Origin of the sequence: Paramesorhizobium deserti, from assembly GCF_001558695.1 — a bacterium.
Taxonomy (GTDB): Bacteria; Pseudomonadota; Alphaproteobacteria; order Rhizobiales; family Rhizobiaceae; genus Paramesorhizobium; species Paramesorhizobium deserti.
In genome coordinates this window covers 439,991-460,434 of record NZ_LNTU01000023.1, presented here as the reverse complement: position 1 = coordinate 460,434, position 20,444 = coordinate 439,991, and the positions used below count along the sequence as shown (strand labels likewise).

Sequence of the window (20,444 nt, the reverse complement as noted above, 5' to 3'; positions counted from 1 at the left end):
GCGAGAAATCCTTTTATCGAAGCATCGGCCAGAGGCTGGCGACCAGAAGAATCGCCATGGTGATGTTGAACCATTTAAGCCGGACCGGATCGGAAAGCCAGTTGCGCAACAGCATGCCGAAGCCCGCCCAGCTCGACACGCAAGGCAGATTGACGAATGCGAAGGCAAGGCCGACCAGCAGCACAGTCAGCAGATAGCTTTCATGCGAGGTGTAGGTCGCCATCGCCGTGACCGCCATCACCCATGCCTTGGGATTGACCCACTGGAAGGCGGCCGCCTCGATGAACCGCATCGGCCGGGCATCCGCCACCGCCTCCCCTCCCACGGAGCGGGAGGTCGCGATCTTCCAGGCGAGATAGACGAGATAGGCCCCGCCGGCGAATTTCAGCGCCGTATAGAGAGCCGGCACCGTTTCCAGAACCGCGCCGAGACCCAACCCCACACCAAGCAGGAGCGTGAGAAAACCGATGCCGATGCCCAGCATGTGGGGAATCGTGCGCCGGAAGCCGAAATTGACGCCCGATGCAAGCAGCATCAGATTGTTAGGCCCCGGCGTGATCGATGTCACGAAGGCGAAGACGACAAGCGTGAAAAAGATTTCAGGAGACATGATGGGACACCCCGCTGCATGGGTGCTTGCAGCATCAGAAAAAGCCGAATTTCAGTGAGATGGGACTACATCCCCTCGGGCCCGCGATTCATCGCCGCCACGCCGGTGCGGCAGACTTCCACGAGGCCCAGCGGCTTCATGATAGCGATGAACTGGTCGATCTTCGCGCCCTTGCCAGTGATCTCGAAGATGAAATGCGCCGTGGTGGCGTCGATGACCTTGGCGCGGAAGGCGTCCGCCAGGCGCAGCACCTCGACGCGGTCCTCGCCGGTGCCCGCCACCTTGATCAGCGCCAGTTCGCGCTCGATCGGCCGCTCATGGCCGAGTTCCGCCGCGCGCACCGAGAGGTCGATCACCCGGTGCACCGGCACGATGCGCTCGAGCTGATGGCGGATCTGGTCGAGCACATGCGGCGTGCCGCGCGTCACGATGGTGATGCGCGAGAGATGCTGCTCATGCTCCGTCTCCGAGACGGTAAGGCTCTCGATATTGTAGCCGCGCCCGGAGAAAAGGCCGATGACCCGGGCAAGGACGCCCGGCTCGTTGTCGACCAGCACCGCCAGCGTATGGGTCTCCGGCTTCTCCGTCTCGCTGGCGATGAAATAGGCCGATCCGGAAGCTAGGTTCTGTGCGTTCATGATTTCGTTCTTTCAAGAGCATGATCCCAAAAGTTACAGACTTTTGGGACAAGACCATGCGTTTAAACAAGATTAGACCAGTTCCCGGCCTTTGGCGTCGATGGCGTTGGCGACGGCTTCGTCGGTCGCCTCGTCGGGCAGCAGCATCTCGTTATGTGCCTTGCCGGAGGGGATCATCGGGAAGCAGTTGGCGAGGTTGGCCACGCGGCAGTCGAAGATCACCGGCTTCTTGACGTCGATCATCTCCTGGATGGCGTCGTCGAGGGCGCCGGGCTTCTCGCAGCGTATGCCGTGCGCGCCATAGGCTTCCGCCAGCTTGACGAAATCGGGCATCGCCTCCGTGTAGGAATGCGACAGGCGATTGCCGTGCAGGAGCTGCTGCCACTGGCGCACCATGCCCATATACTGGTTGTTCAGGATGAAGATCTTGATCGGCGCCTCATGCTGGATCGCCGCGCTCATCTCCTGGATCGTCATCTGCACCGATGCGTCGCCGGCAATATCGATGACCAGCGCATCGGGATGCGCGATCTGCACGCCGAGCGCCGCCGGCAAGCCATAGCCCATCGTGCCGAGACCGCCTGAGGTCATCCAGCGGTTAGGCGCCTCGAAGCCGAAGAACTGCGCCGCCCACATCTGGTGCTGGCCGACCTCCGTGGTGATGTAGGTCTCGCGGTCCTTGGTCAGTTCATAAAGCCGCTGGATCGCGTATTGCGGCATGATGATGTCCTTGTTGGGCGTATAGGCCAGCGAATTGCGCGCCCGCCATTTGTCGATCTGCGCCCACCATTCGGCCATTGCCTGCTTCTCTGGCTTCCTCTCCGAAGCCCGCCACTGGCGCACCATATCTTCCAGTACCCGCTCGACATCGCCGATGATAGGCACGTCGACACGGACGGTCTTGTTGATCGAGGATGGATCGATATCGATATGGATCTTCTTCGAATTCGGCGAGAAGGCATCGAGCCGCCCGGTAATGCGGTCATCGAAGCGCGCGCCGACGCACAGCATGACGTCGCAATCATGCATCGTCATATTGGCCTCGTAGGTACCGTGCATGCCGAGCATGCCCAGCCAGTTCTTGCCCGATGCCGGATAGGCACCGAGCCCCATCAGCGTCGAGGTGATCGGGAAATTGGTCAATTCCACCAGTTCGCGCAGCAATTGACATGCCTGCGGACCGGAATTGACGACGCCGCCGCCCGAATAGATGACCGGCTTCCTGGCCGAGGCCATCAGCTGGACGGCCTGGGCGATCGCCTGCTGGTCGCCATCGACCGTCGGACGGTAGCTGGTGCGCGGCGCGGTCTGCGGCGGCGTGTAGATGCCCTTGGCGAACTGGACGTCCTTCGGAATGTCGACGACGACGGGCCCCGGACGGCCGGTGCTGGCGACATGGAAGGCCTCATGCAGGACGCGGGCGAGATCGTTGATGTCCTTGACCAGCCAGTTGTGCTTGGTGCAAGGCCGCGTGATGCCGACGGTATCGCACTCCTGGAACGCGTCGGAGCCGATCAGCGAGGTGGGAACCTGGCCGGAAATGCAGACGAGCGGGATGGAATCCATCAGCGCGTCCTGAAGCGGGGTGACGGCGTTGGTGGCACCAGGACCCGACGTCACCAGCATGACGCCGACCTTGCCGGTCGAGCGCGCATAGCCTTCCGCCGCGTGGCCGGCGCCCTGCTCGTGACGCACGAGAATGTGCTCGACCCGATCCTGCTGGAAGAGCTCGTCATAGATCGGCAGAACCGCGCCGCCCGGATAGCCGAAAATATGCTCGACGCCCTGGTCGATCAGCGCTTGCACAACCATCTCGGCGCCCGTCATCTCGCGGTTTCCCGTCGGGGGCGTATCTGCTTCGCGTTTTCCTGCCGTCATCGTCGTTTTCCCGTCTGCCGTTCCGTCTTTGCCGGATATGATTTCGTTTAGCTGGGTTGAGGATAATAAAAAAGGCCCCCGAGGGAGCCTGTGTGTCGCGCATGGGTGGCTATGCCGGATGGTTACACCATCCTGCCCACGCGCGTTCGTACTACGATAAGAATTGTCTTCATGGTGCGAACAGTAATCGCGCGGGGATGCGGGAGTCAACGGGAAAAATGCGAGGCATCAGAACATAAGCGATACCATTCCTCCCATCGTCATCCTCGGGCTTGACCCGAGAATCCACGGCAAGGAGCGTAAACGGTGCCATGGTCCTCCCTTCGCCTCCCCCCTCCAGAAGCAAACACCGTAACCTTATCTCAACACGCACCCGCTAGCATGCCCGCAATGAAACGGGGGCCTACCGGATGCAGCAAGACCATCCCAGTTCACTGCCGGACGCAGCAAAGCCGGCGGGCGGCGAACATATCGTCACGCGCAACCGCACCGAGGGTTACATCATCGAATGCGACGGCGACCGCGCCATCATCGCAGCCATAGCCGGGCCCTCGGTCACCGCGTCTGAGGATTACTGGGCCGTCGGGCAGCTCATCTCCGTGCGCGTCGGCGAAAACCGGCTGGTCGGGCTCATCCACAAGGTGGATATGCCGGATATCGCCTGGCAGAAGGACGCCGACAACGTTATCCACATCCATATCGAGTTGGTCGGCGAAGCCCGCTCCACGCCTGAGGGAAAATCCGCCTTCTCGTCCGGCATTTCGCAATATCCCCATATGGGCGCCATCGCCCATCGCATCCGGGCCGCCGATCTCGCCGCCATCTATGCCGCGAGCGAACGCAAGACCGTTGCCATCGGATCGCTGACGCAGGACGCGAGCATTCCCGCGCTCGTCTCGATCGACGATCTGCTTTCGCGCCATTTCGCCGTCGTCGGCACGACGGGCGTCGGCAAGTCGAGCGCGGTGACGCTGCTCTTGCGCAAGGTGGTCGCCGAGCGCCCCGACGTGCGCGTGCTGATCCTCGATCCGCACAACGAGTTCGCCACCGCCTTCCCTGACCATGCCATAGTCATGGACGCGGCCAATCTCGACCTGCCGTTCTGGATGTTCCGGCTGGAGGAGTTCGCGGACGTCTTGTTCCGCGGCCGCGAGCCCAATGCCGGCGAAATGGACGCGCTCAGGGATATGATCCAGCTCGCCCGCGAGCGCTGTCGCACGGGTGAAACCCAACAAGGCTCCGCCTTGCTGCGGCGACGCGAGCGCGACCACCGGGCAATCACGGCCGACACGCCTGTCCCCTACCGCATCGCCGACCTCCTGGCACTGATCGATGAGCGCGCGGGCCAGCTCGACGGCAAGGCGGAGCGACCGCACCTCAAGGCGCTGAAGACCCGGCTGGAATCGATCATCAACGATCCGCGCTTCCGCTTCATGTTCGCGGCCTCCACCATCGCCGACACGATGCGCCAGACGATCGCCCGCATCTTCCGCGTGCCGCAGGACGGCCGTCCGGTCTGCGTCTTCCAGCTTTCCGGCCTGCCGTCGGAGGTCGTCAATGCAGTAGCCTCGGTGCTCTGCCGCCTAGCGTTCGACCTCGCCACCTCGAGCGACGGCAAGATCCAGACGCTCGTCGTCTGCGAGGAAGCCCATCGCTATATCCCCGCCGACCCGGACGCCGGCTTCTGGCCGACGCGCCAAGCCATTGCCCGCATTGCCAAGGAAGGTCGCAAATACGGCGTCTATCTCGGCGTCATCACCCAGCGTCCCGGCGAACTGGACCCGACGATCCTGTCGCAATGCAACACCGTCTTCGCCATGCGGCTCGGCAATGAGCGCGACCAGCAGATCATCAGGGGCGCAATATCAGGCGCGGCCAGGAGCATGACGAATTTCCTCGCCTCCATCGCCAACCGCGAGGCCATCGCCTTCGGCGAGGCTCTGTCGACGCCGATGCGCATGACCTTCGAGACCATACCCCCGGGCAAGCTGCCGGGCGCGCATATGCAGGAACAGCAGCAATTGATGCGCATGGGCGACCGGCGGATCTCGCTCGAAAGCGTGATCGAGCGGCTGCGCCATTTCGACAATGCCGCTTCCGACACTCCGGAGACTTTCGGCTACCAACCGGCCGTGGAGCCGACAGAAGAGCAACGCCCGTCCATCCCGCCGATCCTGCCGCTCGATCCGGGCCAGCGGGCGCCTGTACCGGAGGCGGAATCCGACTGGCGGATGCGTCACGCCGAAACGCGGGAAGACCATCTCAGAATGCTGGACAAGCAGCAGCCCCGCGCCAACGACCTCGTCCGGTCTTTCCGTAACGACAGGAGCTAGGCACTCCGCCGACCGAGGCCCTCTGCTAGCAATGTGGTCACAAGCATATTGAGCGATACGCCTTCACGCTCGGCGCGGCGGGCCAGGGCAGCGTGCAGCGATTTCGGAACACGCTGACGCCATTGACCACCGTAGACTTCGCCGCTGGCAGGAACCGGACGACCGAGTTCCTGTAAGGTGGCCAGATAGGATTTCAGTGCGTCAACGCCCTCTCTTATAGCCTCCTCCGGCGTTTCCCCGTCCGCAATGCAGCCGGGGTAATCCGGAAACTCAATGAGATAACCTCCGCCTTCCTCTTGCGTCAGCGGGCGGATTTCAAAGCGGGGCAATGTCATTTCAGTTGCCATCGTCTTCTCCTGCGCGGTCTATCAGCTCGAGAAACTTTTTCACGTAAACCGGCTTGATCGGCTTGTGCGCTGGTACTGTCAGCGGCACGTGGCCTGGATAGCTGAATGTCACATGGCTGGTTCCCGGCTGCCGCCAGTCGATTCCTTTCCTGCTGGCCAAGGTTGTAAGATCGTCGATGCTCCAATCCCGAGGATTGTTGCGCATCCGGTCGATCAGTTATCTATCCGCGTCATACCAATATGGTATCATATAAGGAACCATCAAGATTCAATAGAACTGAATATGGCGTCCATTATGGGTCGTCCTCACACACAAACCCGGTCGCGGCCCAGATTCTTGGCGTTATAGAGCAGCTTGTCCGCCCGCCGGTAGAACTCCTGCCAGCTCTCACGCCGGTCCCATACGGCGACGCCGATGCTGGTCGTCACTTTCAGTTGCGCGTCCTCGATCGTGATATTGAGCTCCGAGATGGCCTTGCGGATGCGGTCGGCGAGCTTGGCCAGCAAATCCTTGTCCATATTGGGGGCGACGACGGCGAACTCCTCGCCGCCGAGGCGCGCCACCACATCGTGGTAGCGGGTATAATCCTTCAGACACCGGGCGACCGCGCGCAGCACCGCGTCTCCAACATCGTGGCCGTAGGTATCGTTGATCGATTTGAAATGGTCGAGATCAAGGATCATCAGCCCGACCGGCTTGTTGATGCGGCCGAACTGCGCCAGATATTCCTTCAGCGCCTCGTCGAAATAGCGCCTGTTCTGCATGCCGGTCAGGCCGTCGGTCAGCGCCGCCTGCGCCAGCGATTCGGACCGCGCCGAGAGAATCTGCGTCATCTCCTGCAGCTTGCCATGGTCCTGCGCCTGAATGCGGATCAGCGGATAGATCAGGAAAATGCCGCAGAGCAGCGCTGCAATCAGAAAGAGAGCGGCGAGAGAATTGGCTTCTATGACATAACGAATCAACGCGGTGACGTCCGAATCCACCGAGATCGGCAACAGCATGTCCAGCGCCGTCCTGGCGCGATAGAGCATGATGCCCACGCCGCCCAGGAAGACGATCAGGATAAAGAATGATGTCTCCGACTTATGAAAACGCATGTGCAAGCGCCACCCCCCTGAGCCGCCATATTCAACCTACAGGCGTTTCGGCCCCGTTAATCGCGTCATCCGAATAATCGTTGTTTGCCGCGGCGTCAGGAAAAAGATCGCGTCTGGTTTACATCGCGTAAAATCTGCCAGCCGGAATCGAGCTGATTGCGGAACCAGGTCATCTGCCGCTTGGCATATTGCCGTGTCGCTGCCTTCGTCCGCTCGCAGGCTTCCTCGAACGAGATATCCCCGGCGAGTGCCGCGCCGATCTCGCGCACGCCGATGGCCTTCATCGCCGGCAGCTTGTCGGAGAGCTCCAGTGCTAGCAACGCCTTGACCTCCTCCACAGCACCTTCCCGCATCATCATGTCGAAACGCTGCGAAATGCGCGCCGCAAGCCACGCCCTGTCCGGCAGGATCACCGCCCGATGCGCACTTTCGGCACCGATGAGCGCCCTGCCCCGCTCCTTCTGCCAATCATAAATCGACCGTCCGGAAGCCTCCATCACCTCCAGCGCGCGGACGATCCTCTGCCCGTCCGAAGGCCTGAGGATTTCGGCCGCAACGGGATCCATGTCCTTCAGCGCCCGGTGCAGCGCCGGCGCACCTTCCGCATCGAGGCGCGCCCGCCAATGCTGGCGTATCGCATCCGGCACATCAGGCATCTCCGACAGACCTCCAAGCAGAGCGCGGAAGTAGAGCCCCGTGCCGCCGACGAAGACGGGCACGCGGCCCTGGAGCTCCGGCCGGGCCAGCACCGCCTCGACATCCCTGAGCCAGCGCCCGGTCGAATAGAGCTGCGACGGCGGCACATGGCCGTAGAGATAGTGCGGAACCGCCGCCAGATCCGCGGCCTGCGGCCGCGCCGTCAGGAGGTCGAGCACGTCATAGACCTGCATGGAATCGGCGTTGACGACGTACCCCTCCCGCTCCCTTGCCAGACGCAGCGCCAGAGCCGACTTGCCGCTCGCCGTCGGTCCGGCTATCAGGATCGCGTTCTTGATCGTCACCTTACTCACCTTGCCGGGAATTGTTGTTCATGTCTCTCGTCGCCACGCTGATTGCCAATCCGGCCCGTCCTGTCCTGTCGCCGTCGCTGGGGATTAAAGCCTGCGCCGCGGTGAATGCAACCGGACTTTACTGGCTGGCGGACGGCATCGCCTGCGATCTGGCCCTGAAAGACGGCGCAGTTCCCGCCGAAGCCGCCCAACGCCTGCGGGAGACGATAGATGGCGAGCCGATCGACATCGTCGTGCAGGAACAGGACACGCGACGCAAGAAGATGCTGATCGCCGACATGGATTCCACCATGATCGGGCAGGAATGCATCGATGAGTTGGCCGAGGAAGTGGGCCTGCGCGACGCCGTGGCTGCGATCACCGCCCGCGCCATGAACGGCGAGATCGCCTTCGAGCCGGCGCTGCGCGAGCGTGTAGCGCTGCTGAAAGGGCTCCCCCTATCCGTCATCGACAAGGTGATCGCCAGCCGCGTCACGCTGACGCCGGGCGGCGTCGAGCTGGTGCGCACCATGAAGAAGCATGGCGCCTATACAGCGCTGGTCTCCGGCGGCTTCACCGTCTTCACCCGGCGCATCGCCCAGATGATCGGCTTCAACGAGGACCGCGCCAATCTGCTTCTCGACGATGGCGAGATGCTGACCGGCGAAGTGGCCGAGCCGATACTCGGACGCGAGGCGAAGGTGGAACGGCTGATCGATATCTGCGCCAGGCTCGGAATAACCACCGAGGATGCCATCGCCGTCGGCGACGGCGCCAATGATCTCGGCATGCTGCAGCTCGCCGGCACCGGCGTCGCGCTTCATGCCAAGCCCGTTGTGGCCGAGCAGGCGAAGATCCGCATCGACCACGGCGACCTTTCGGCCCTGCTCTATATTCAGGGCTACCGCAAGACGGATTTCGTCCCATGATCGTCGCGGAAACCAAGCGGCTGATCCTTCGCAACTGGCGGGACGGCGACCGAGTGCTCTTTCATGAGATCAATTCCGACACTGAAGTCATGGAGTTCTTCGGTTTTGTCCGCGATCGGGAGCAGTCGGACGAATTGCTCGACAGATTGAAGCGCGATATCGAGGCGACGGGCTACGGCTTCTATGCGCTCGAAGAGCGCGCCACAGGCATCTGCCTCGGCTTCGCCGGCCTGGCTCTCACGGACCTCGAGCCGCATTTTTCAAAGGGAACCGTCGAGATCGGCTGGCGCCTCGCAAGACCTCATTGGGGCAAGGGCTATGTAACGGAAGCCGGGCGCCGGCTGCTTTCACTGGGTTTTGACGAGCGCGGGCTGGACGAGATCGTCTCCTTCGCCGTCTTCAACAATCACCGCTCCACCGCCGTCATGGAACGCCTCGGCATGAAACGCGATCCGGCCCGTGACTTCGACCACCCGAAGGTGAGCGCCGCCACCCCGCATCTCAAGCCGCACGTCACCTACAGCATTACGCGGCAGGATTGGGCTGGAAACAGAGAGTGAGCATCCGGCGATAAGTGATTCGAAGCGCTGACTAAAGCGTTTCAGCGTCTGACAGAAGCAGCGCTTTTATGCCGAAGCAGCGCTTCTATGCTCCGGCGACAGGCCTCAAGGTGATGGCGGCCTTGGCACTTAGGTCAAGACCTCGCAATTGCGTCATCCTCGGGCTTGACCCGAGACCCCATTCCGAACCGTCGAAACCACATCCATCGTCTGACATGCAGGCGTTACGCCACCGTTCCGGAATGGATCATCGGATCAAGTCCGATGATGACGTCTGTGTGCGTATTCACCGTCTTCTCAACTGCGTCGGCTGCGCGCAATAGCCTGAAGATCGAGCGCTTCCATCAAAACATGAAACGCTCTAAGCTGTCCTTCTCCCGCCTACTCCATCCGCACGGTAACAAAGCGTAATTCGCCGGTCTTCGAGGCGAGCATCAGGAGCGCGTTCTTGCGGCCTTCCTTGCGCAGACCGTCGACGCGCTTTTCCACATCGTCGGGCGACTTAACCGTCTGCTGGCCGATATCGACGATCACCTCGCCTGGCGCGATGCGCTTTTCCGCCGCCGCTGAATTGGGCTCGACTTCCGTCACCACCACGCCCTCGACATCGGACGCGATCTCGAACCGCGTCCGCATCTCCTCATCGAGAGCGGCGAGCTTCATGCCCAGCACATCGACCGATGCGGGCTTGGCCGGCTGTTCGGTGTTCTGGTTGCTTCCTTCGTCGTCGGAGCTGCCCTTCGTTTCCTGCTTCTCGAATTCCTCCAGGCGTCCGAGCTTGACCTTGACGGTCTTCTCCTCGCCCTTGCGGATGACCACCACGTCGACTTCCTTGCCCACCGGGCTCTCGGCCACGATGCGCGGCAGGTCGCGTGCGCTGTCGACAGGTTTGCCATCGAATCTGGTGATGACGTCGCCCGGCTGGATTTCCTTGTTGTCGGCATTGCCGCCCTCGACAAGGCCTGCCACCAGCGCGCCCTTGGTCGACTTCATGCCGAGGCTTTCGGCGACATCGTCGGTGACGGGCTGGATGCGCACGCCGAGCCAGCCGCGGCGGGTCTCGCCGAATTCCTTCAGCTGATCGATGACACTCACCGCCATCTCGGTCGGAATGGCGAAGCCGATCCCGATCGAGCCGCCGGATGGCGAGATGATCGCCGTGTTCACGCCGATGACCTCGCCGTCCATGTTGAACAGCGGCCCGCCGGAATTGCCCCGGTTGATGGCCGCATCCGTCTGGATGAAGCTGTCATAGGGGCCGGAATTGATGTTGCGGTTGCGCGCCGAGATGATGCCCAGGGTCACCGTGCCGCCGAGGCCGAACGGATTGCCGATGGCCATCACCCAGTCGCCGATCCGGGATTTCTGCGAATCGCCGAATTTCACCGCCGTCAGCTTGTGCTTCGTCGGATCGATCTTGAGCACGGCCAGATCGGTCTTGGTGTCCTTGCCCAGCACCTCCGCCTTCAGCTTCGTCCCGTCGTTGAAATTCACCTCCACCTCATCGGCATCCGCGATGACGTGATTGTTGGTGACGACGATCCCCTTCTCCGCGTCGATGACGAAGCCCGAGCCGAGCGATTGCACCCGGCGCGACGGCCCGCCTTCCCCGCCCCGTCCCTGCGGTCCGAAGAAATCGTCGAAGAACTCCTGGAAGGGCGAGCCCTCGGGCATTTGCGGCATGGGCACCTGATCGCCGCCCGGCCCCTTCACATTCTGCGCCGTGGAGACGTTCACCACCGCATCGATCAGCTTTTCCGCGAGATTGGCAACCGATCCCGGGCCTTCGGCAGCCTGGATCGGCGGGATCGACACCTGCGCAATCGCGCCGAATGTCATCGCACCGATGGCGAGCGCCGCAATGCCGCCGCGAAGAAAGCCGGATCGAGTTCCCAAGGCCATAAGCGCAAACTCCGATAATATGTGACAAGCGGTCGGCAACGCCGCGCGCGAGACCGCACCGCTATCATTTCACTGCCCAAAAAATACGGCTTGTTTGCGGCCTTGAAAAGCCGCTCCGGACGAAACAGGGATGAAAAGAACGTTATCCGCGCGCCAGCCAGACGATGACAACGCCGGCAGCGATGGCGAGGATGCCGACGACCCGCAGCACCGTGTCGGGCAGTTCCGCCACATCCCGGGCAAACCGCTTGGCGAGAAATGGAAAGCCGCCGTAAAGCAGCCCTTCGAAGACGAAGAGCAGGCCCACGGCGGCGATGAAGTCGTTCATGAACGGCCGGCTCGCTTATCGTGCCGGCGCCGGAGGATTGGCCGGCGCACCGGCCGCCCCTTCCCTGTTGATAACAGGCACATTACCCTGCGCGTCCTGGAAATAGCGGAAGAATTCCGAATCCGGCGACAGCACCATGGTCGTGCCCGATGTCTCCAGAGCCTGCTCATAGGCCGCCATCGAACGGTAGAAGGCGAAGAAATCGGGGTCCTTCTGGAACACCTCGGCGAAGATACGGCTGCGCTCACCTTCGCCCTCACCACGCAGGATTTCCGATTCCTTTCGCGCTTCGGCGAGAATTTCCACCACCTGGCGATCAGCCACGGCGCGGATGCGCTGTGCTGCTTCACGGCCGCGGGCACGCAGGCGCTCCGCTTCCGCAAGACGCTCTGCCTTCATCCGGTCGTAGGTCTGCTGCGAGACCTCCGCCGTGAGGTCCGTGCGGCGGATGCGTACGTCGGCGATCGTCAGGCCGAGCGACGTGGCGTCGGGCCGCAACTGGTCGCGCACCTCCCGCATCATGTCGCCGCGTTCCTCGGAAAGCGCCGCCTCGAAGCCGCGCAGACCATAGACGCTACGCAATGCTGCATCGAGACGCGTGCGCAGGCGCTGCTCGGCAAGCGTCGTATTGCCCGAAACCGTCTGGCGGAAGCGCCGTGCATCGGTGATCCGGTAAACCAGAAACGCATCGACATCGTAGAACTTGCCACCCGAAACCTGAACCCGGATATCATCGAGATCGAAGCGCAGAAGGCGATCGTCGATCATCTGCACATTATCCGCATCGAAGAAACCGAAAGGCAGCTTGAAATAAAGGCCTGGCTCGGTTTCCACTTTGACGATCTGGCCAAAGCGAAGAACGATGGCTTGCTGACGCTCGTTGACGATGAATATCGACGAATAAAGCAAAAGGGCAGCGATGGCGATGATGCCCGCAATGATGGGAAAACGGTTCTGGTTCATCACTGGCTGGCTCCCGTCGTCACGCTGCTTCCTCCGGTCGTACTCCCGGGCGCCACACTGTTGTTCGTACCGGGTGCACGCTGGCGCATCAGCTCATTGAGCGGCAGATAAGGCACCGTTCCCTGACCCGGCTCGATGATCACCTTGTTGGAGCCTTTCAGAACGCGCTCCATCGTTTCGAGGAACAGGCGCTTGCGCGTCACGTCAGGCGCCTTGACATACTGGTCATAGACCGAGGTGAAGCGCTGTGCCTCACCGGTCGCTTCCTGAACGATCCGGTCCTTGTAGGCAGCTGCCTCTTCGCGGACCTGCGCGCCTTGACCACGGGCCGCGCCGAGTTTCTGGTTCGAATACTGGTTGGATTCCTCGACGAAGCGGTCTTCATCCTGTTCCGCACGCTGCACCTCATCGAACGCGTCGGCCACCTCGGGCGGCGGCGCTGCGTCCTCGATCGAAACGGCATTGATCTGGATGCCGGCATTATAGTTGTCGAGCGCCGCCTGCACGATATCGCGCACGCTGTTCGCGATCGCGGCACGGTTGTCGCGGAACACGTCCTGCGCGGGGCGCCGGCCGACGATCTCACGGATGGCGCTCTCGGAAACCTGCTGCACCATGTTGTCGGGATTCTCCACATTGAAGAGATAGGCGCGCGGCGCGACCACCTGATAGAGCACCGAGAACTGGACATTGACGATGTTCTGGTCGCCGGTCAGCATCAGCCCCTGCGTGGCGCCACGCGTGCCCTGACCGCCGATATTGATCTGCTTTTCGACGATCTGCGCCTTTTCATAGGTTTCGATCGGCCACCAATGGAAATGCAGGCCCGGCTCGGAGATTTCTTCCTTCGGCTTGCCGAAACGCAGTTCGACGGCGAGTTCGTCCGGCTGCACGGTATAGATGCACTTGAAAAGCCAGAAGGCGAGGAGCACGGCGCCGCCGGCGATATAGAGGGCGTAATTGCTGCCACCGCCGCCGGGAATCGCCCGCTTCAGCCGGTCCTGGCCCTTGCGCAGAATATCTTCCAGATCAGGTGGCGTTCCCGGACCGCCGCGTGGCCCCTTCGGCCCCTGTCCCCAGGGTCCACCGCTATTGTTGCCGCCACCGCCCCACGGGCCGCCGCCGCCATTCTGATTACTCCAAGGCATCCTTATCCTCTCATTTCGCACGCAGAGGTAACGTGCGACCTCCCGGCATCAATTGATGTTTCTCGTTTATAGGGATGGTGAAAGCCGCTTTCAACGCAGGCGAGGATTTTTCGATACGGTTTTGGTCAAAACCGCGAAATCGTCCCAATGCGGAGGTATTCCATACAAATTGATGACTCGTCATAAATCAGAAAAGAAATCGAGTTGTTGCTCATCCGCCATAATATCACTATCGGATCGCTCGATCATCGCCACGTATTTATCCCAAACATCTGAAATATCTTTTCCTCTTCCCATAAAGTATTCTTTAGAAAAAAGCCTATGAAGCGGCTTCCTTCTAATCAAACACGAAATTCTAAATGGAAATTGATCGCCATCGCCCTTTAGAAAATCTTTTTCTGAATGAAACCGCCATTCTTTATTATCAAAATCGACATCAAATTTCGCATCACCATTAATGTGACCGCAAAATACTTCAGTAAGAAATACTTTATTTATATATTTCATAAATAGATTGTATATTTCCTCTCCACCAATAATAAAGAATTCTTTTTTCTGCAAAAGAATAGAGTGATAATCAGCCAGCATTAAGGCTGTCTCAGGGGTATCAGCCCATTTTACATTTACCGTATCAGCAATAGGAGACCGGGACAGGATAATATTTACCCGCCTAGGGAGCGGCTTACCTATAGACTCAAATGTTTTCCTCCCCATTATTATGGCATGACCTTGGGTTCGCATACGAAAGTGCTTAAGATCTGTTTTCAGATGCCACGGCAGCGCGTTTTCAACCCCAATAATTCGATCAGGATAACTTCTTGCCACAAGGGATGTAGCAGAAGGCATTCTGATTCTTTTTGTTTGTGCCACGGGTTACCGCCTTGATTTGTAATGCTCGCGCCCCTCAGCGGGAGCCATAGGTAATTGACCGGTGCCTATTCGCAGAAAAGGAACTTTGGAACAAGAGAAGGCATCCACCATCTATAGCGCCCCACCACGGGAATGCCGTCATGTAGCCGTGATGGCGCGTAAGATTCCCATCAAGCGGAGTTGGCAGCGCCAAGACGTCTCCGTGCTGCGCTCATCAGACTGCCACATCCGCCTTGATCGCGGCGTGCGGCTCGTAGCCCGTCACCTCGAAATCATCGATCCTGTAATCGTCGATGCTCGCAGGCTTGCGCAGAAGGCGCATCCGCGGGAACAGCCGGGGCTCACGCGTCACCTGCTCGCGTGCCTGTTCCAGATGGTTCAGATAGAGATGCACGTCGCCGCCCATCCAGATCAGTTCACCGGGGTCGAAACCGGTCTGCTGGGCCACCATCATCAGCAGCGCCGCGCCGCCGACGAAATTGAACGGCGCGCCAAGCTCCAGATCGCAGCTGCGCTGGAAAATCAGGAGGTTGAGCCTGTTTCCTCCGGTGACGTGGAACTGGTAGACCATGTGGCAGGGCGGCAGCGCCATTTCAGGCAGTTCCGGCACGTTCCAGCCGTGGAAGAGCATGCGCCGGCTCGACGGATTGGTCTTCAGCGTCTCGATGACAGTCGCGACTTGGTCGTATTCCTTGCCGTCCGCGCCAAGCCAGCGCCGCCACTGTTTGCCATAGACCGGCCCGAGGTCGCCCCATTTCAACGCGAATTCGTCATCCTCCAAGATGCGCTTCTCGAATTCGGGCTGCGAGATATCCTCACCGGTTGCCTTGCGGTATTTGTCGAGCGGCCAGTCCGTCCATATCCGCACATTCTCCCGCAGGAGCGGCCGGATATTGGTCTCGCCGGTAAGGAACCACAGCATCTCCTTGACCGCCAGCTTCCAATAGACCCGCTTCGAGGTCAGGATCGGCACCGTGCCGTCCGAAAGATCGAACCGCAGCATCGCGCCGAATGTCGAAAGCGTGCCGACGCCGGTGCGGTCGATTCGCCTGTCCCCCTTCTCAAGGATATGGGACATGAGGTCGAGATATTGATATTCGGGATGGCGCGGCATTGTCTTCTCCAAGAGCGGGCCCCCGCTTCCGGGGACTCGCATGTTGGTGCCAAAATAGCAAAACCCCGGCGCGGACGCCGGGGTTTCACATGAGAATCAACAAAAATCAGAGGCTCTCGAGCTTTCCGAGCGCTTTTGCGGTCAGATAATAGAAGGTGACGCGCTGCTTGTCGCGATCGCCCTTCATGAGTTCGCCGACGCTCTGGATCGCCGCATTGGCCTTGTCGACATCGGCAACGCCGAGCTTCTTCTCGACCCAGCTCTTGCGCACGCGCTCGACTTCCGTCGGGTCACTCATCGCTACCAGCGAGGCGTCCCTGCTGCGCAACGCCACGCCGAGATGCTTGACGATCTTCTCGACAACCGCCGGATCCGCACCGGCATCATAGCGGCGGACATCTTCGATATATTCGCTCATTGACCGTTCTCCTTCGACTCTGGCCCCATTATCGGCTGCGGAACAGCCAAATTTGAATGGAATCTTCCGTGCACCCACTATTGCAAAACATTGACTAGCAAAAAACGCCTGTCAATGCGCTTGAGGACGATGCACCCGATTGGACACATAAGAACGTGAAGGAATGCCGAAGAGGCGGGCCGGCAACGGCTAAATGCCGGCATGCCGGCACCGCGAATTCGTGCCGGAACCCCTTCCAATTCCAGAAAGGCGCACTTATATAGGGATTGCCGGCTTCGGCCGGCTATGGTGATAAACGGACGATGTAATAAGCCCATTGGACCCGGGGGCGGTACCCGGCGCCTCCACCAGAATGCAGCCAAGGCAAGTCCAGGAAAAGTGGACAGCGGTTTTCCGTCAGGACTTGCAAAATGAGATGGCTGCCTTCTGGCGGGGGCGAAATAGGATCGACAAGGGTGTAAAGATCGCTCTTTTGCCCGGCATTGTACCACCGTTATCGGGCTAACTCAGTAGTTGCAAACGACAACTATGCGGAGGCACGTCTCGCCGCTTAATGCGGTGCGATAGCTTCAAATCAAGCCTTAGGCCGTCGCAGGTCTAAGCGGGGTTCGGAGGCACCTGGCAACAGAAGCCTCCACTTCCCCCGCTTTTCCCGTTTTATTCTGCCGGCACTTCCGCCGGAATTTCCGTCTGCGTCCTGCCGCGCCGGCGTCCCAGCGACAATTGCGTCAGAAGCAATGCCGCGATCGCGCAGGCAGCGATGCCGCCGACCATCGGCAGCGCCGTTCCGTCAAAGAAGACGCCCGCAATGCCCATGGCGATTGCGGCGGCGACGAATTGCAGTGTCCCCATCAGGGCCGAAGCGGTGCCCGCGATCGCGCCATGGTCCTCGAGCGCCAGCACGCCTGTCGTCGGCAGCACCAGCCCCAGGAAGCCGTAACCGACGAACAGGAACGCCGCCATGACCGGCAGTGACTGAAAGCCCAGGATCATGGCCACCAGCAGCAGCGTCATCGCCGCCGCATAACCGCCGACCGCCATGCGCACCACATGCTTGAGCCCATATCGCCCGGCCAGCCAGCCGGAGAGCTGCGATACGCTGAAGAACGACACCGCGTTGATCGAAAAGGCGATGCTGTATTGCGCCGGCGTGAGCCCGTAATGGTCGATCAGCACGAAGGACGAATTAGCGAGATAAACCAGGAACGACGACAGTCCGAGACCGCCGATGAAGGTCAGCGCCAGGAAATTTCCGTCCTTCAGGAGCAGCCGATAGGCCGCAAGTGCCGCACCGAGGCTGCTTTCCACCCGCATCGCGGGCGGCCGGGTCTCCTTGAGCGAGGTGGCGAGCAGCACCATGCCGACGAGGGCGGCGAGCAGCACGGCCCAGAACACGCCACGCCAGCCGAAGAAGGTGATGATCGCCGTCCCAGTCAGCGGCGCGAGAATCGGCGAAATGCTGAAGACGAGCATCAGGAGCGACATCAGCCGCGCCGCGTCCACGCCCGTATGCAGGTCGCGCACGATGGCGCGCGAAATCACCATGCCGGCGCTGGCGCCGATCCCCTGCAGGAAGCGGAAGGCGACGAGCGTGTCGATATCGCCGGCAAGCGCCGAACCGATGCTGCCGATGGCAAAGAGAATGAGCCCGCCATAAAGCGGTGCCTTGCGGCCGAGCATATCCGAAAGCGGCCCGTAGAAAAGCTGCGACAGCGCCATCGAAATGAAGAAGGCGAGCAGGCTCATCTGCACCGCGCTCGTTTCCGCCGCGAGATCGGCTCCGATCGTCGGCAATGCTGGGAGATACATGTCGATCGCAAAGGGGCCGATTGCAGACAGCAGTCCGAGAATGATCGCTGTTTGAAGAAATCTGGATGACATCACGGAAACTTTCGAAAGGAACGATCGACCGGCGTGGCAATACGCAGGCGACACGGGCTCCGCCGGGTCGGTCGTGATGGGAAATGGAGAAATCCCTGATACCGCCTCCTTTGCGAAGGCGGTGGCAGGCTATATGCATAACGTCCAATTGATTGGACAGTGATGTCAAATTAGACAGTATTGTCTAAATCGTCAACCCGTCTTATCTTTAAGCCATGAATGATACTGACAAATCTGCTGCCACGGCGTTTCGCCCGCCCACCGCTCTCGCCGATGGCGGGCAGGACTTCATACCTTCCGGCAACGGCCAGTGCTACACCCGACCGGGCAGCGGGCAATGCATGAAGCGCAATTCCATCCTGGATGCGGCCGCGCGCACCTTCTGCCGCGACGGCTTCACCGGCGCCAGCATCGACCTGATCGCCGCCGAGGCGGGCGTATCCCGCCAGACCATCTATAATCACTACCGGGACAAGGAGATGCTGTTCGGCGCCGTGGTCGACGATATCATGGGGCGCATGAATGCCATTCTCTACGATATTCTCGCCACTTTTCCCGAGGAATCCGACAATCTGGAAGATGACCTCACCCTTTTTGCCGCCAGACTCGGCAAGAAATTGATGTGCAACAGGGATGGCGAGTTCCTGCGCAGGCTGATCCAGGCGGAAGGCGAGCGTTATCCCCGGTTGCTCGAGACCTGGCGCAAGAACGGCCCCGCCAAGGTCTGGTCGGCGATCGCCGCCAGGCTTGCGCGGCTTGCCCATGGCGGCGCCCTCGATATCGGCGATCCCGATCTTGCCGCGCGCCAGTTCCTGGCCCTGGTCAATGCCGATTTCCAGTTTTGCGGTGTGCTGGGGCAAAAGCCGACGGAACAGGAGATCGAGGACAGCGCGCGCAACGGTGTGCGCACGTTCCTTCGCGCCTTCGCCAGATCATCGGCCAAGGCCGATGCGCCAGCAAGCTCAGACGTGGCGCTTTCCTGACCTCTCCTCCCGTCAATTGACGCTGAGGGCGTTTCCCCGGTCGCAATTGCTGTGGGCTTGCGTCATAATGGCGACGTTTTATGACGCTTTCGCTTCACATCGAACTTGACATCGAACCGCGAATCCGTGGGATAAGCACCTTATGGTCCAGGATCTGATCCGATACGATATTCTTGCTCAGGAAGCGCTCCGCGGTGTCATCCGCAAGGTGCTGTCGGAGGTCGCCAAGGCGGGCTTGCCTGGCAACCACCATTTCTTCATCACATTCCTCACGGAAGCTCCGGGCGTTCGCATCTCGTCGCGTCTGAAGGAGAAATATCCCGAGCAGATGACGATCGTATTGCAGCACCAGTTCTGGGACCTGCAGGTGACGGAGCAGATCTTCGAAGTGGGCCTGTCTTTCGGTGATGTGCCGGAACGTCTCATCATCCCGTTCTCCGCCATCCGCGGCTTCTATGATCCTTCGGTCAATTTCGAGCTGGAGTTCGACGTCTCGACGCAGGAACCGGCCGGCGCCAATGATTCCGATGCAGGGATCACCACCATCGAACCGATGCAGGACGCCGGCGCGCCTGAAGAGACGGTGAAGCCGAAGGCAAGGCCAGCCGGCAAGGCGAAAAAGCCCGCCGCAAAGACATCGGACGACGGAGCGAAGGAGGACGAGACGAAGCCCTCCGCCGATGTCGTCTCGCTCGATGCGTTCCGCAAGAACAAGTAACCTGGCCCGCAGTGGCGATATTGAAGTCCGGCCGCTGGTTGATTGGCGAGGTTCCGGAATGGAAAAACGCTTCATAGTTCGGCTTCAGGCTCCAAGACACTTCATATAAACAGAAGCGCCAACGCCACCCCAAAACAAGGATCCGCTCCGATGAGCGACATCGTCAACCTGCGCCAGTTCAAAAAGCGAAAGGCGCGTGACGAAAAGGAAAAGGCCGCCGCGGAAAACCGCATCCGCCATGGGCGGACGGGCGCCGAGAAGAAGTTCGAGCGCGAGCAGGCGCGAAAGACAGGCGAATTCCTCGACCGCAACCGCCTGGACCCGGCAACGCCCCACCCCGGAAAAGCCGGGGACGAGGATGCATGAGCGCTGACCCCGCATCCGGGTCCGGCAGCATCGTGCGCAAGCGCTCCGTCAGCATTCGCGGCCACGCGACCAGCTTTTCCCTGGAGGACGCCTTTTTCGAGATCATCGAGGCGATCGCGCGTCAGCGCGGCATTTCGCTTGCCGCTCTGGTTGCCGAGATCGACGACCGGCGCGACCGGCGGGCGAACCTCTCCTCCGCCCTCCGTCTCCACGCGCTCGAATGGGTGAAATCCGGCGGCAGGATTGAGCCCTGAGGGCGGCCTACCCTGAATATATGCAAGCGGTTTTACCAATTCCGTTGCGGGTGATCAGGCTGCTTGTACTCCCTTGCCGTGGATCCCCGGGTCAAGCCCGAGGATGACGACTGTAAA

General features: G+C 60.7%; 22 protein-coding genes and 1 other RNA gene. 8 read left to right on the top strand and 15 right to left on the bottom strand.

Annotated features, from left to right (window positions below; genetic code table 11):
• Positions 1-13 precede the first annotated feature (13 nt).
• The 3 genes from ATN84_RS15095 to ATN84_RS15085 all read right to left on the bottom strand — a co-directional run bounded on the left by ATN84_RS15095 (position 14) and on the right by ATN84_RS15085 (position 3,126).
• Entirely contained in the window at positions 14-610 is a 597-nt protein-coding gene (locus tag ATN84_RS15095; protein ID WP_068882457.1) for a LysE family translocator, read from the bottom strand.
• Between the two features lie 65 nt (positions 611-675).
• On the bottom strand, positions 676-1,248 hold the full coding sequence (gene ilvN / locus ATN84_RS15090; protein ID WP_068882456.1) for an acetolactate synthase small subunit: 573 nt from the start codon (positions 1,246-1,248) through the stop codon (positions 676-678).
• Positions 1,249-1,320: 72 nt separating this feature from the next.
• A complete protein-coding gene (locus ATN84_RS15085; RefSeq protein WP_201026381.1) occupies positions 1,321-3,126 on the bottom strand; it encodes an acetolactate synthase 3 large subunit in 1,806 nt (601 codons plus the stop codon).
• A 410-nt stretch (positions 3,127-3,536) separates the two neighbouring features.
• Here ATN84_RS15085 and ATN84_RS15080 point away from each other — a divergent pair, with 410 nt between their 5' ends.
• Complete coding sequence (locus tag ATN84_RS15080) at positions 3,537-5,459, top strand: ATP-binding protein (protein ID WP_068882455.1); 1,923 nt, start codon at positions 3,537-3,539, stop codon at positions 5,457-5,459.
• Here ATN84_RS15080 and ATN84_RS15075 read toward each other — a convergent pair.
• The 4 genes from ATN84_RS15075 to miaA form a co-directional block, all read right to left on the bottom strand.
• A complete protein-coding gene (locus ATN84_RS15075; protein ID WP_068882454.1) occupies positions 5,456-5,806 on the bottom strand; it encodes a type II toxin-antitoxin system HicB family antitoxin in 351 nt (116 codons plus the stop codon). The genes ATN84_RS15080 and ATN84_RS15075 overlap by 4 nt on opposite strands.
• Positions 5,796-6,011: a hypothetical protein gene (locus ATN84_RS15070; protein WP_068882453.1), complete on the bottom strand. Its 216-nt coding sequence runs from the start codon at positions 6,009-6,011 to the stop codon at positions 5,796-5,798. Before ATN84_RS15070 ends, ATN84_RS15075 begins: the two co-directional genes overlap by 11 nt.
• A 101-nt stretch (positions 6,012-6,112) precedes the next feature.
• Positions 6,113-6,904 carry a GGDEF domain-containing protein gene (locus tag ATN84_RS15065; RefSeq protein ID WP_068882452.1) on the bottom strand — a complete coding sequence of 264 codons (792 nt, stop codon included), beginning with the start codon at positions 6,902-6,904 and terminating at the stop codon, positions 6,113-6,115.
• 95 nt (positions 6,905-6,999) lie between these two features.
• Positions 7,000-7,914, bottom strand: a complete 915-nt coding sequence (gene miaA, locus ATN84_RS15060) for a tRNA (adenosine(37)-N6)-dimethylallyltransferase MiaA (RefSeq protein ID WP_068882451.1) — start codon at positions 7,912-7,914, stop codon at positions 7,000-7,002.
• A 20-nt stretch (positions 7,915-7,934) separates the two neighbouring features.
• On the opposite strand from miaA, the gene serB reads away from it, so the two are divergent.
• On the top strand, positions 7,935-8,822 hold the full coding sequence (gene serB / locus ATN84_RS15055; RefSeq protein WP_068882450.1) for a phosphoserine phosphatase SerB: 888 nt from the start codon (positions 7,935-7,937) through the stop codon (positions 8,820-8,822).
• Entirely contained in the window at positions 8,819-9,382 is a 564-nt protein-coding gene (locus tag ATN84_RS15050) for a GNAT family N-acetyltransferase (protein ID WP_068882449.1), read from the top strand. Before serB ends, ATN84_RS15050 begins: the two co-directional genes overlap by 4 nt.
• Positions 9,383-9,763: 381 nt before the next feature.
• Here the strand turns inward: ATN84_RS15050 and ATN84_RS15045 are convergent, their stop codons facing one another.
• From ATN84_RS15045 to ATN84_RS15015, 7 genes are all read right to left on the bottom strand, one after another.
• Complete coding sequence (locus ATN84_RS15045; RefSeq protein ID WP_068882448.1) at positions 9,764-11,284, bottom strand: DegQ family serine endoprotease; 1,521 nt, start codon at positions 11,282-11,284, stop codon at positions 9,764-9,766.
• Positions 11,285-11,426: 142 nt separating this feature from the next.
• Positions 11,427-11,612, bottom strand: a complete 186-nt coding sequence (locus tag ATN84_RS15040; protein WP_068882447.1) for a DUF2065 domain-containing protein — start codon at positions 11,610-11,612, stop codon at positions 11,427-11,429.
• A gap of 15 nt (positions 11,613-11,627) precedes the next feature.
• On the bottom strand, positions 11,628-12,575 hold the full coding sequence (gene hflC / locus ATN84_RS15035; RefSeq protein WP_068882446.1) for a protease modulator HflC: 948 nt from the start codon (positions 12,573-12,575) through the stop codon (positions 11,628-11,630).
• Positions 12,575-13,723 (bottom strand): FtsH protease activity modulator HflK, encoded by a 1,149-nt coding sequence (gene hflK, locus ATN84_RS15030; RefSeq protein ID WP_068882445.1) that lies wholly within the window; start codon positions 13,721-13,723, stop codon positions 12,575-12,577. Before hflK ends, hflC begins: the two co-directional genes overlap by 1 nt.
• Before the next feature lie 180 nt (positions 13,724-13,903).
• On the bottom strand, positions 13,904-14,593 hold the full coding sequence (locus ATN84_RS26220; RefSeq protein WP_153020254.1) for a dihydrofolate reductase: 690 nt from the start codon (positions 14,591-14,593) through the stop codon (positions 13,904-13,906).
• Between the two features lie 214 nt (positions 14,594-14,807).
• Positions 14,808-15,707 (bottom strand): thymidylate synthase, encoded by a 900-nt coding sequence (thyA, locus tag ATN84_RS15020; protein ID WP_068882443.1) that lies wholly within the window; start codon positions 15,705-15,707, stop codon positions 14,808-14,810.
• A 106-nt stretch (positions 15,708-15,813) separates the two neighbouring features.
• Positions 15,814-16,125 carry a DUF2853 family protein gene (locus ATN84_RS15015; protein WP_068882442.1) on the bottom strand — a complete coding sequence of 104 codons (312 nt, stop codon included), beginning with the start codon at positions 16,123-16,125 and terminating at the stop codon, positions 15,814-15,816.
• Positions 16,126-16,354: 229 nt separating this feature from the next.
• On the opposite strand from ATN84_RS15015, the gene ssrA reads away from it, so the two are divergent.
• Positions 16,355-16,764: a transfer-messenger RNA gene (gene ssrA, locus ATN84_RS15010) on the top strand.
• An 18-nt stretch (positions 16,765-16,782) separates the two neighbouring features.
• Here ssrA and ATN84_RS15005 read toward each other — a convergent pair.
• Positions 16,783-18,006 (bottom strand): multidrug effflux MFS transporter, encoded by a 1,224-nt coding sequence (locus tag ATN84_RS15005; protein WP_068882441.1) that lies wholly within the window; start codon positions 18,004-18,006, stop codon positions 16,783-16,785.
• Between the two features lie 341 nt (positions 18,007-18,347).
• Here ATN84_RS15005 and ATN84_RS15000 point away from each other — a divergent pair, with 341 nt between their 5' ends.
• The 4 genes from ATN84_RS15000 to ATN84_RS14985 all read left to right on the top strand — a co-directional run bounded on the left by ATN84_RS15000 (position 18,348) and on the right by ATN84_RS14985 (position 20,327).
• A complete protein-coding gene (locus tag ATN84_RS15000) occupies positions 18,348-18,989 on the top strand; it encodes a TetR/AcrR family transcriptional regulator (protein WP_068882440.1) in 642 nt (213 codons plus the stop codon).
• Positions 18,990-19,131: 142 nt separating this feature from the next.
• A complete protein-coding gene (locus tag ATN84_RS14995) occupies positions 19,132-19,707 on the top strand; it encodes an SspB family protein (RefSeq protein ID WP_068882439.1) in 576 nt (191 codons plus the stop codon).
• Between the two features lie 150 nt (positions 19,708-19,857).
• Positions 19,858-20,073 carry a DUF4169 family protein gene (locus ATN84_RS14990; protein WP_068882438.1) on the top strand — a complete coding sequence of 72 codons (216 nt, stop codon included), beginning with the start codon at positions 19,858-19,860 and terminating at the stop codon, positions 20,071-20,073.
• A complete protein-coding gene (locus tag ATN84_RS14985) occupies positions 20,070-20,327 on the top strand; it encodes a ribbon-helix-helix domain-containing protein (RefSeq protein WP_068882437.1) in 258 nt (85 codons plus the stop codon). The genes ATN84_RS14990 and ATN84_RS14985 overlap by 4 nt, the downstream gene beginning before the upstream one ends.
• Positions 20,328-20,444 lie beyond the last annotated feature (117 nt).

Bases quoted from the DNA above. Each gene is read 5' to 3' on its own strand.
- ATN84_RS15095 (WP_068882457.1), bottom strand. From the start codon at position 610: ATGTCTCCTGAAATCTTTTTCACGCTTGTCGTCTTCGCCTTCGTGACA.
- ilvN (WP_068882456.1), bottom strand. From the start codon at position 1,248: ATGAACGCACAGAACCTAGCTTCCGGATCGGCCTATTTCATCGCCAGC.
- ATN84_RS15085 (WP_201026381.1), bottom strand. From the start codon at position 3,126: ATGACGGCAGGAAAACGCGAAGCAGATACGCCCCCGACGGGAAACCGC.
- ATN84_RS15080 (WP_068882455.1), top strand. From the start codon at position 3,537: ATGCAGCAAGACCATCCCAGTTCACTGCCGGACGCAGCAAAGCCGGCG.
- ATN84_RS15075 (WP_068882454.1), bottom strand. From the start codon at position 5,806: ATGGCAACTGAAATGACATTGCCCCGCTTTGAAATCCGCCCGCTGACG.
- ATN84_RS15070 (WP_068882453.1), bottom strand. From the start codon at position 6,011: ATGCGCAACAATCCTCGGGATTGGAGCATCGACGATCTTACAACCTTG.
- ATN84_RS15065 (WP_068882452.1), bottom strand. From the start codon at position 6,904: ATGCGTTTTCATAAGTCGGAGACATCATTCTTTATCCTGATCGTCTTC.
- serB (WP_068882450.1), top strand. From the start codon at position 7,935: ATGTCTCTCGTCGCCACGCTGATTGCCAATCCGGCCCGTCCTGTCCTG.
- ATN84_RS15050 (WP_068882449.1), top strand. From the start codon at position 8,819: ATGATCGTCGCGGAAACCAAGCGGCTGATCCTTCGCAACTGGCGGGAC.
- ATN84_RS15045 (WP_068882448.1), bottom strand. From the start codon at position 11,284: ATGGCCTTGGGAACTCGATCCGGCTTTCTTCGCGGCGGCATTGCGGCG.
- ATN84_RS15040 (WP_068882447.1), bottom strand. From the start codon at position 11,612: ATGAACGACTTCATCGCCGCCGTGGGCCTGCTCTTCGTCTTCGAAGGG.
- hflC (WP_068882446.1), bottom strand. From the start codon at position 12,575: ATGAACCAGAACCGTTTTCCCATCATTGCGGGCATCATCGCCATCGCT.
- hflK (WP_068882445.1), bottom strand. From the start codon at position 13,723: ATGCCTTGGAGTAATCAGAATGGCGGCGGCGGCCCGTGGGGCGGTGGC.
- thyA (WP_068882443.1), bottom strand. From the start codon at position 15,707: ATGCCGCGCCATCCCGAATATCAATATCTCGACCTCATGTCCCATATC.
- ATN84_RS15015 (WP_068882442.1), bottom strand. From the start codon at position 16,125: ATGAGCGAATATATCGAAGATGTCCGCCGCTATGATGCCGGTGCGGAT.
- ATN84_RS15005 (WP_068882441.1), bottom strand. From the start codon at position 18,006: ATGTCATCCAGATTTCTTCAAACAGCGATCATTCTCGGACTGCTGTCT.
- ATN84_RS15000 (WP_068882440.1), top strand. From the start codon at position 18,348: ATGAAGCGCAATTCCATCCTGGATGCGGCCGCGCGCACCTTCTGCCGC.
- ATN84_RS14995 (WP_068882439.1), top strand. From the start codon at position 19,132: ATGGTCCAGGATCTGATCCGATACGATATTCTTGCTCAGGAAGCGCTC.
- ATN84_RS14990 (WP_068882438.1), top strand. From the start codon at position 19,858: ATGAGCGACATCGTCAACCTGCGCCAGTTCAAAAAGCGAAAGGCGCGT.
- ATN84_RS14985 (WP_068882437.1), top strand. From the start codon at position 20,070: ATGAGCGCTGACCCCGCATCCGGGTCCGGCAGCATCGTGCGCAAGCGC.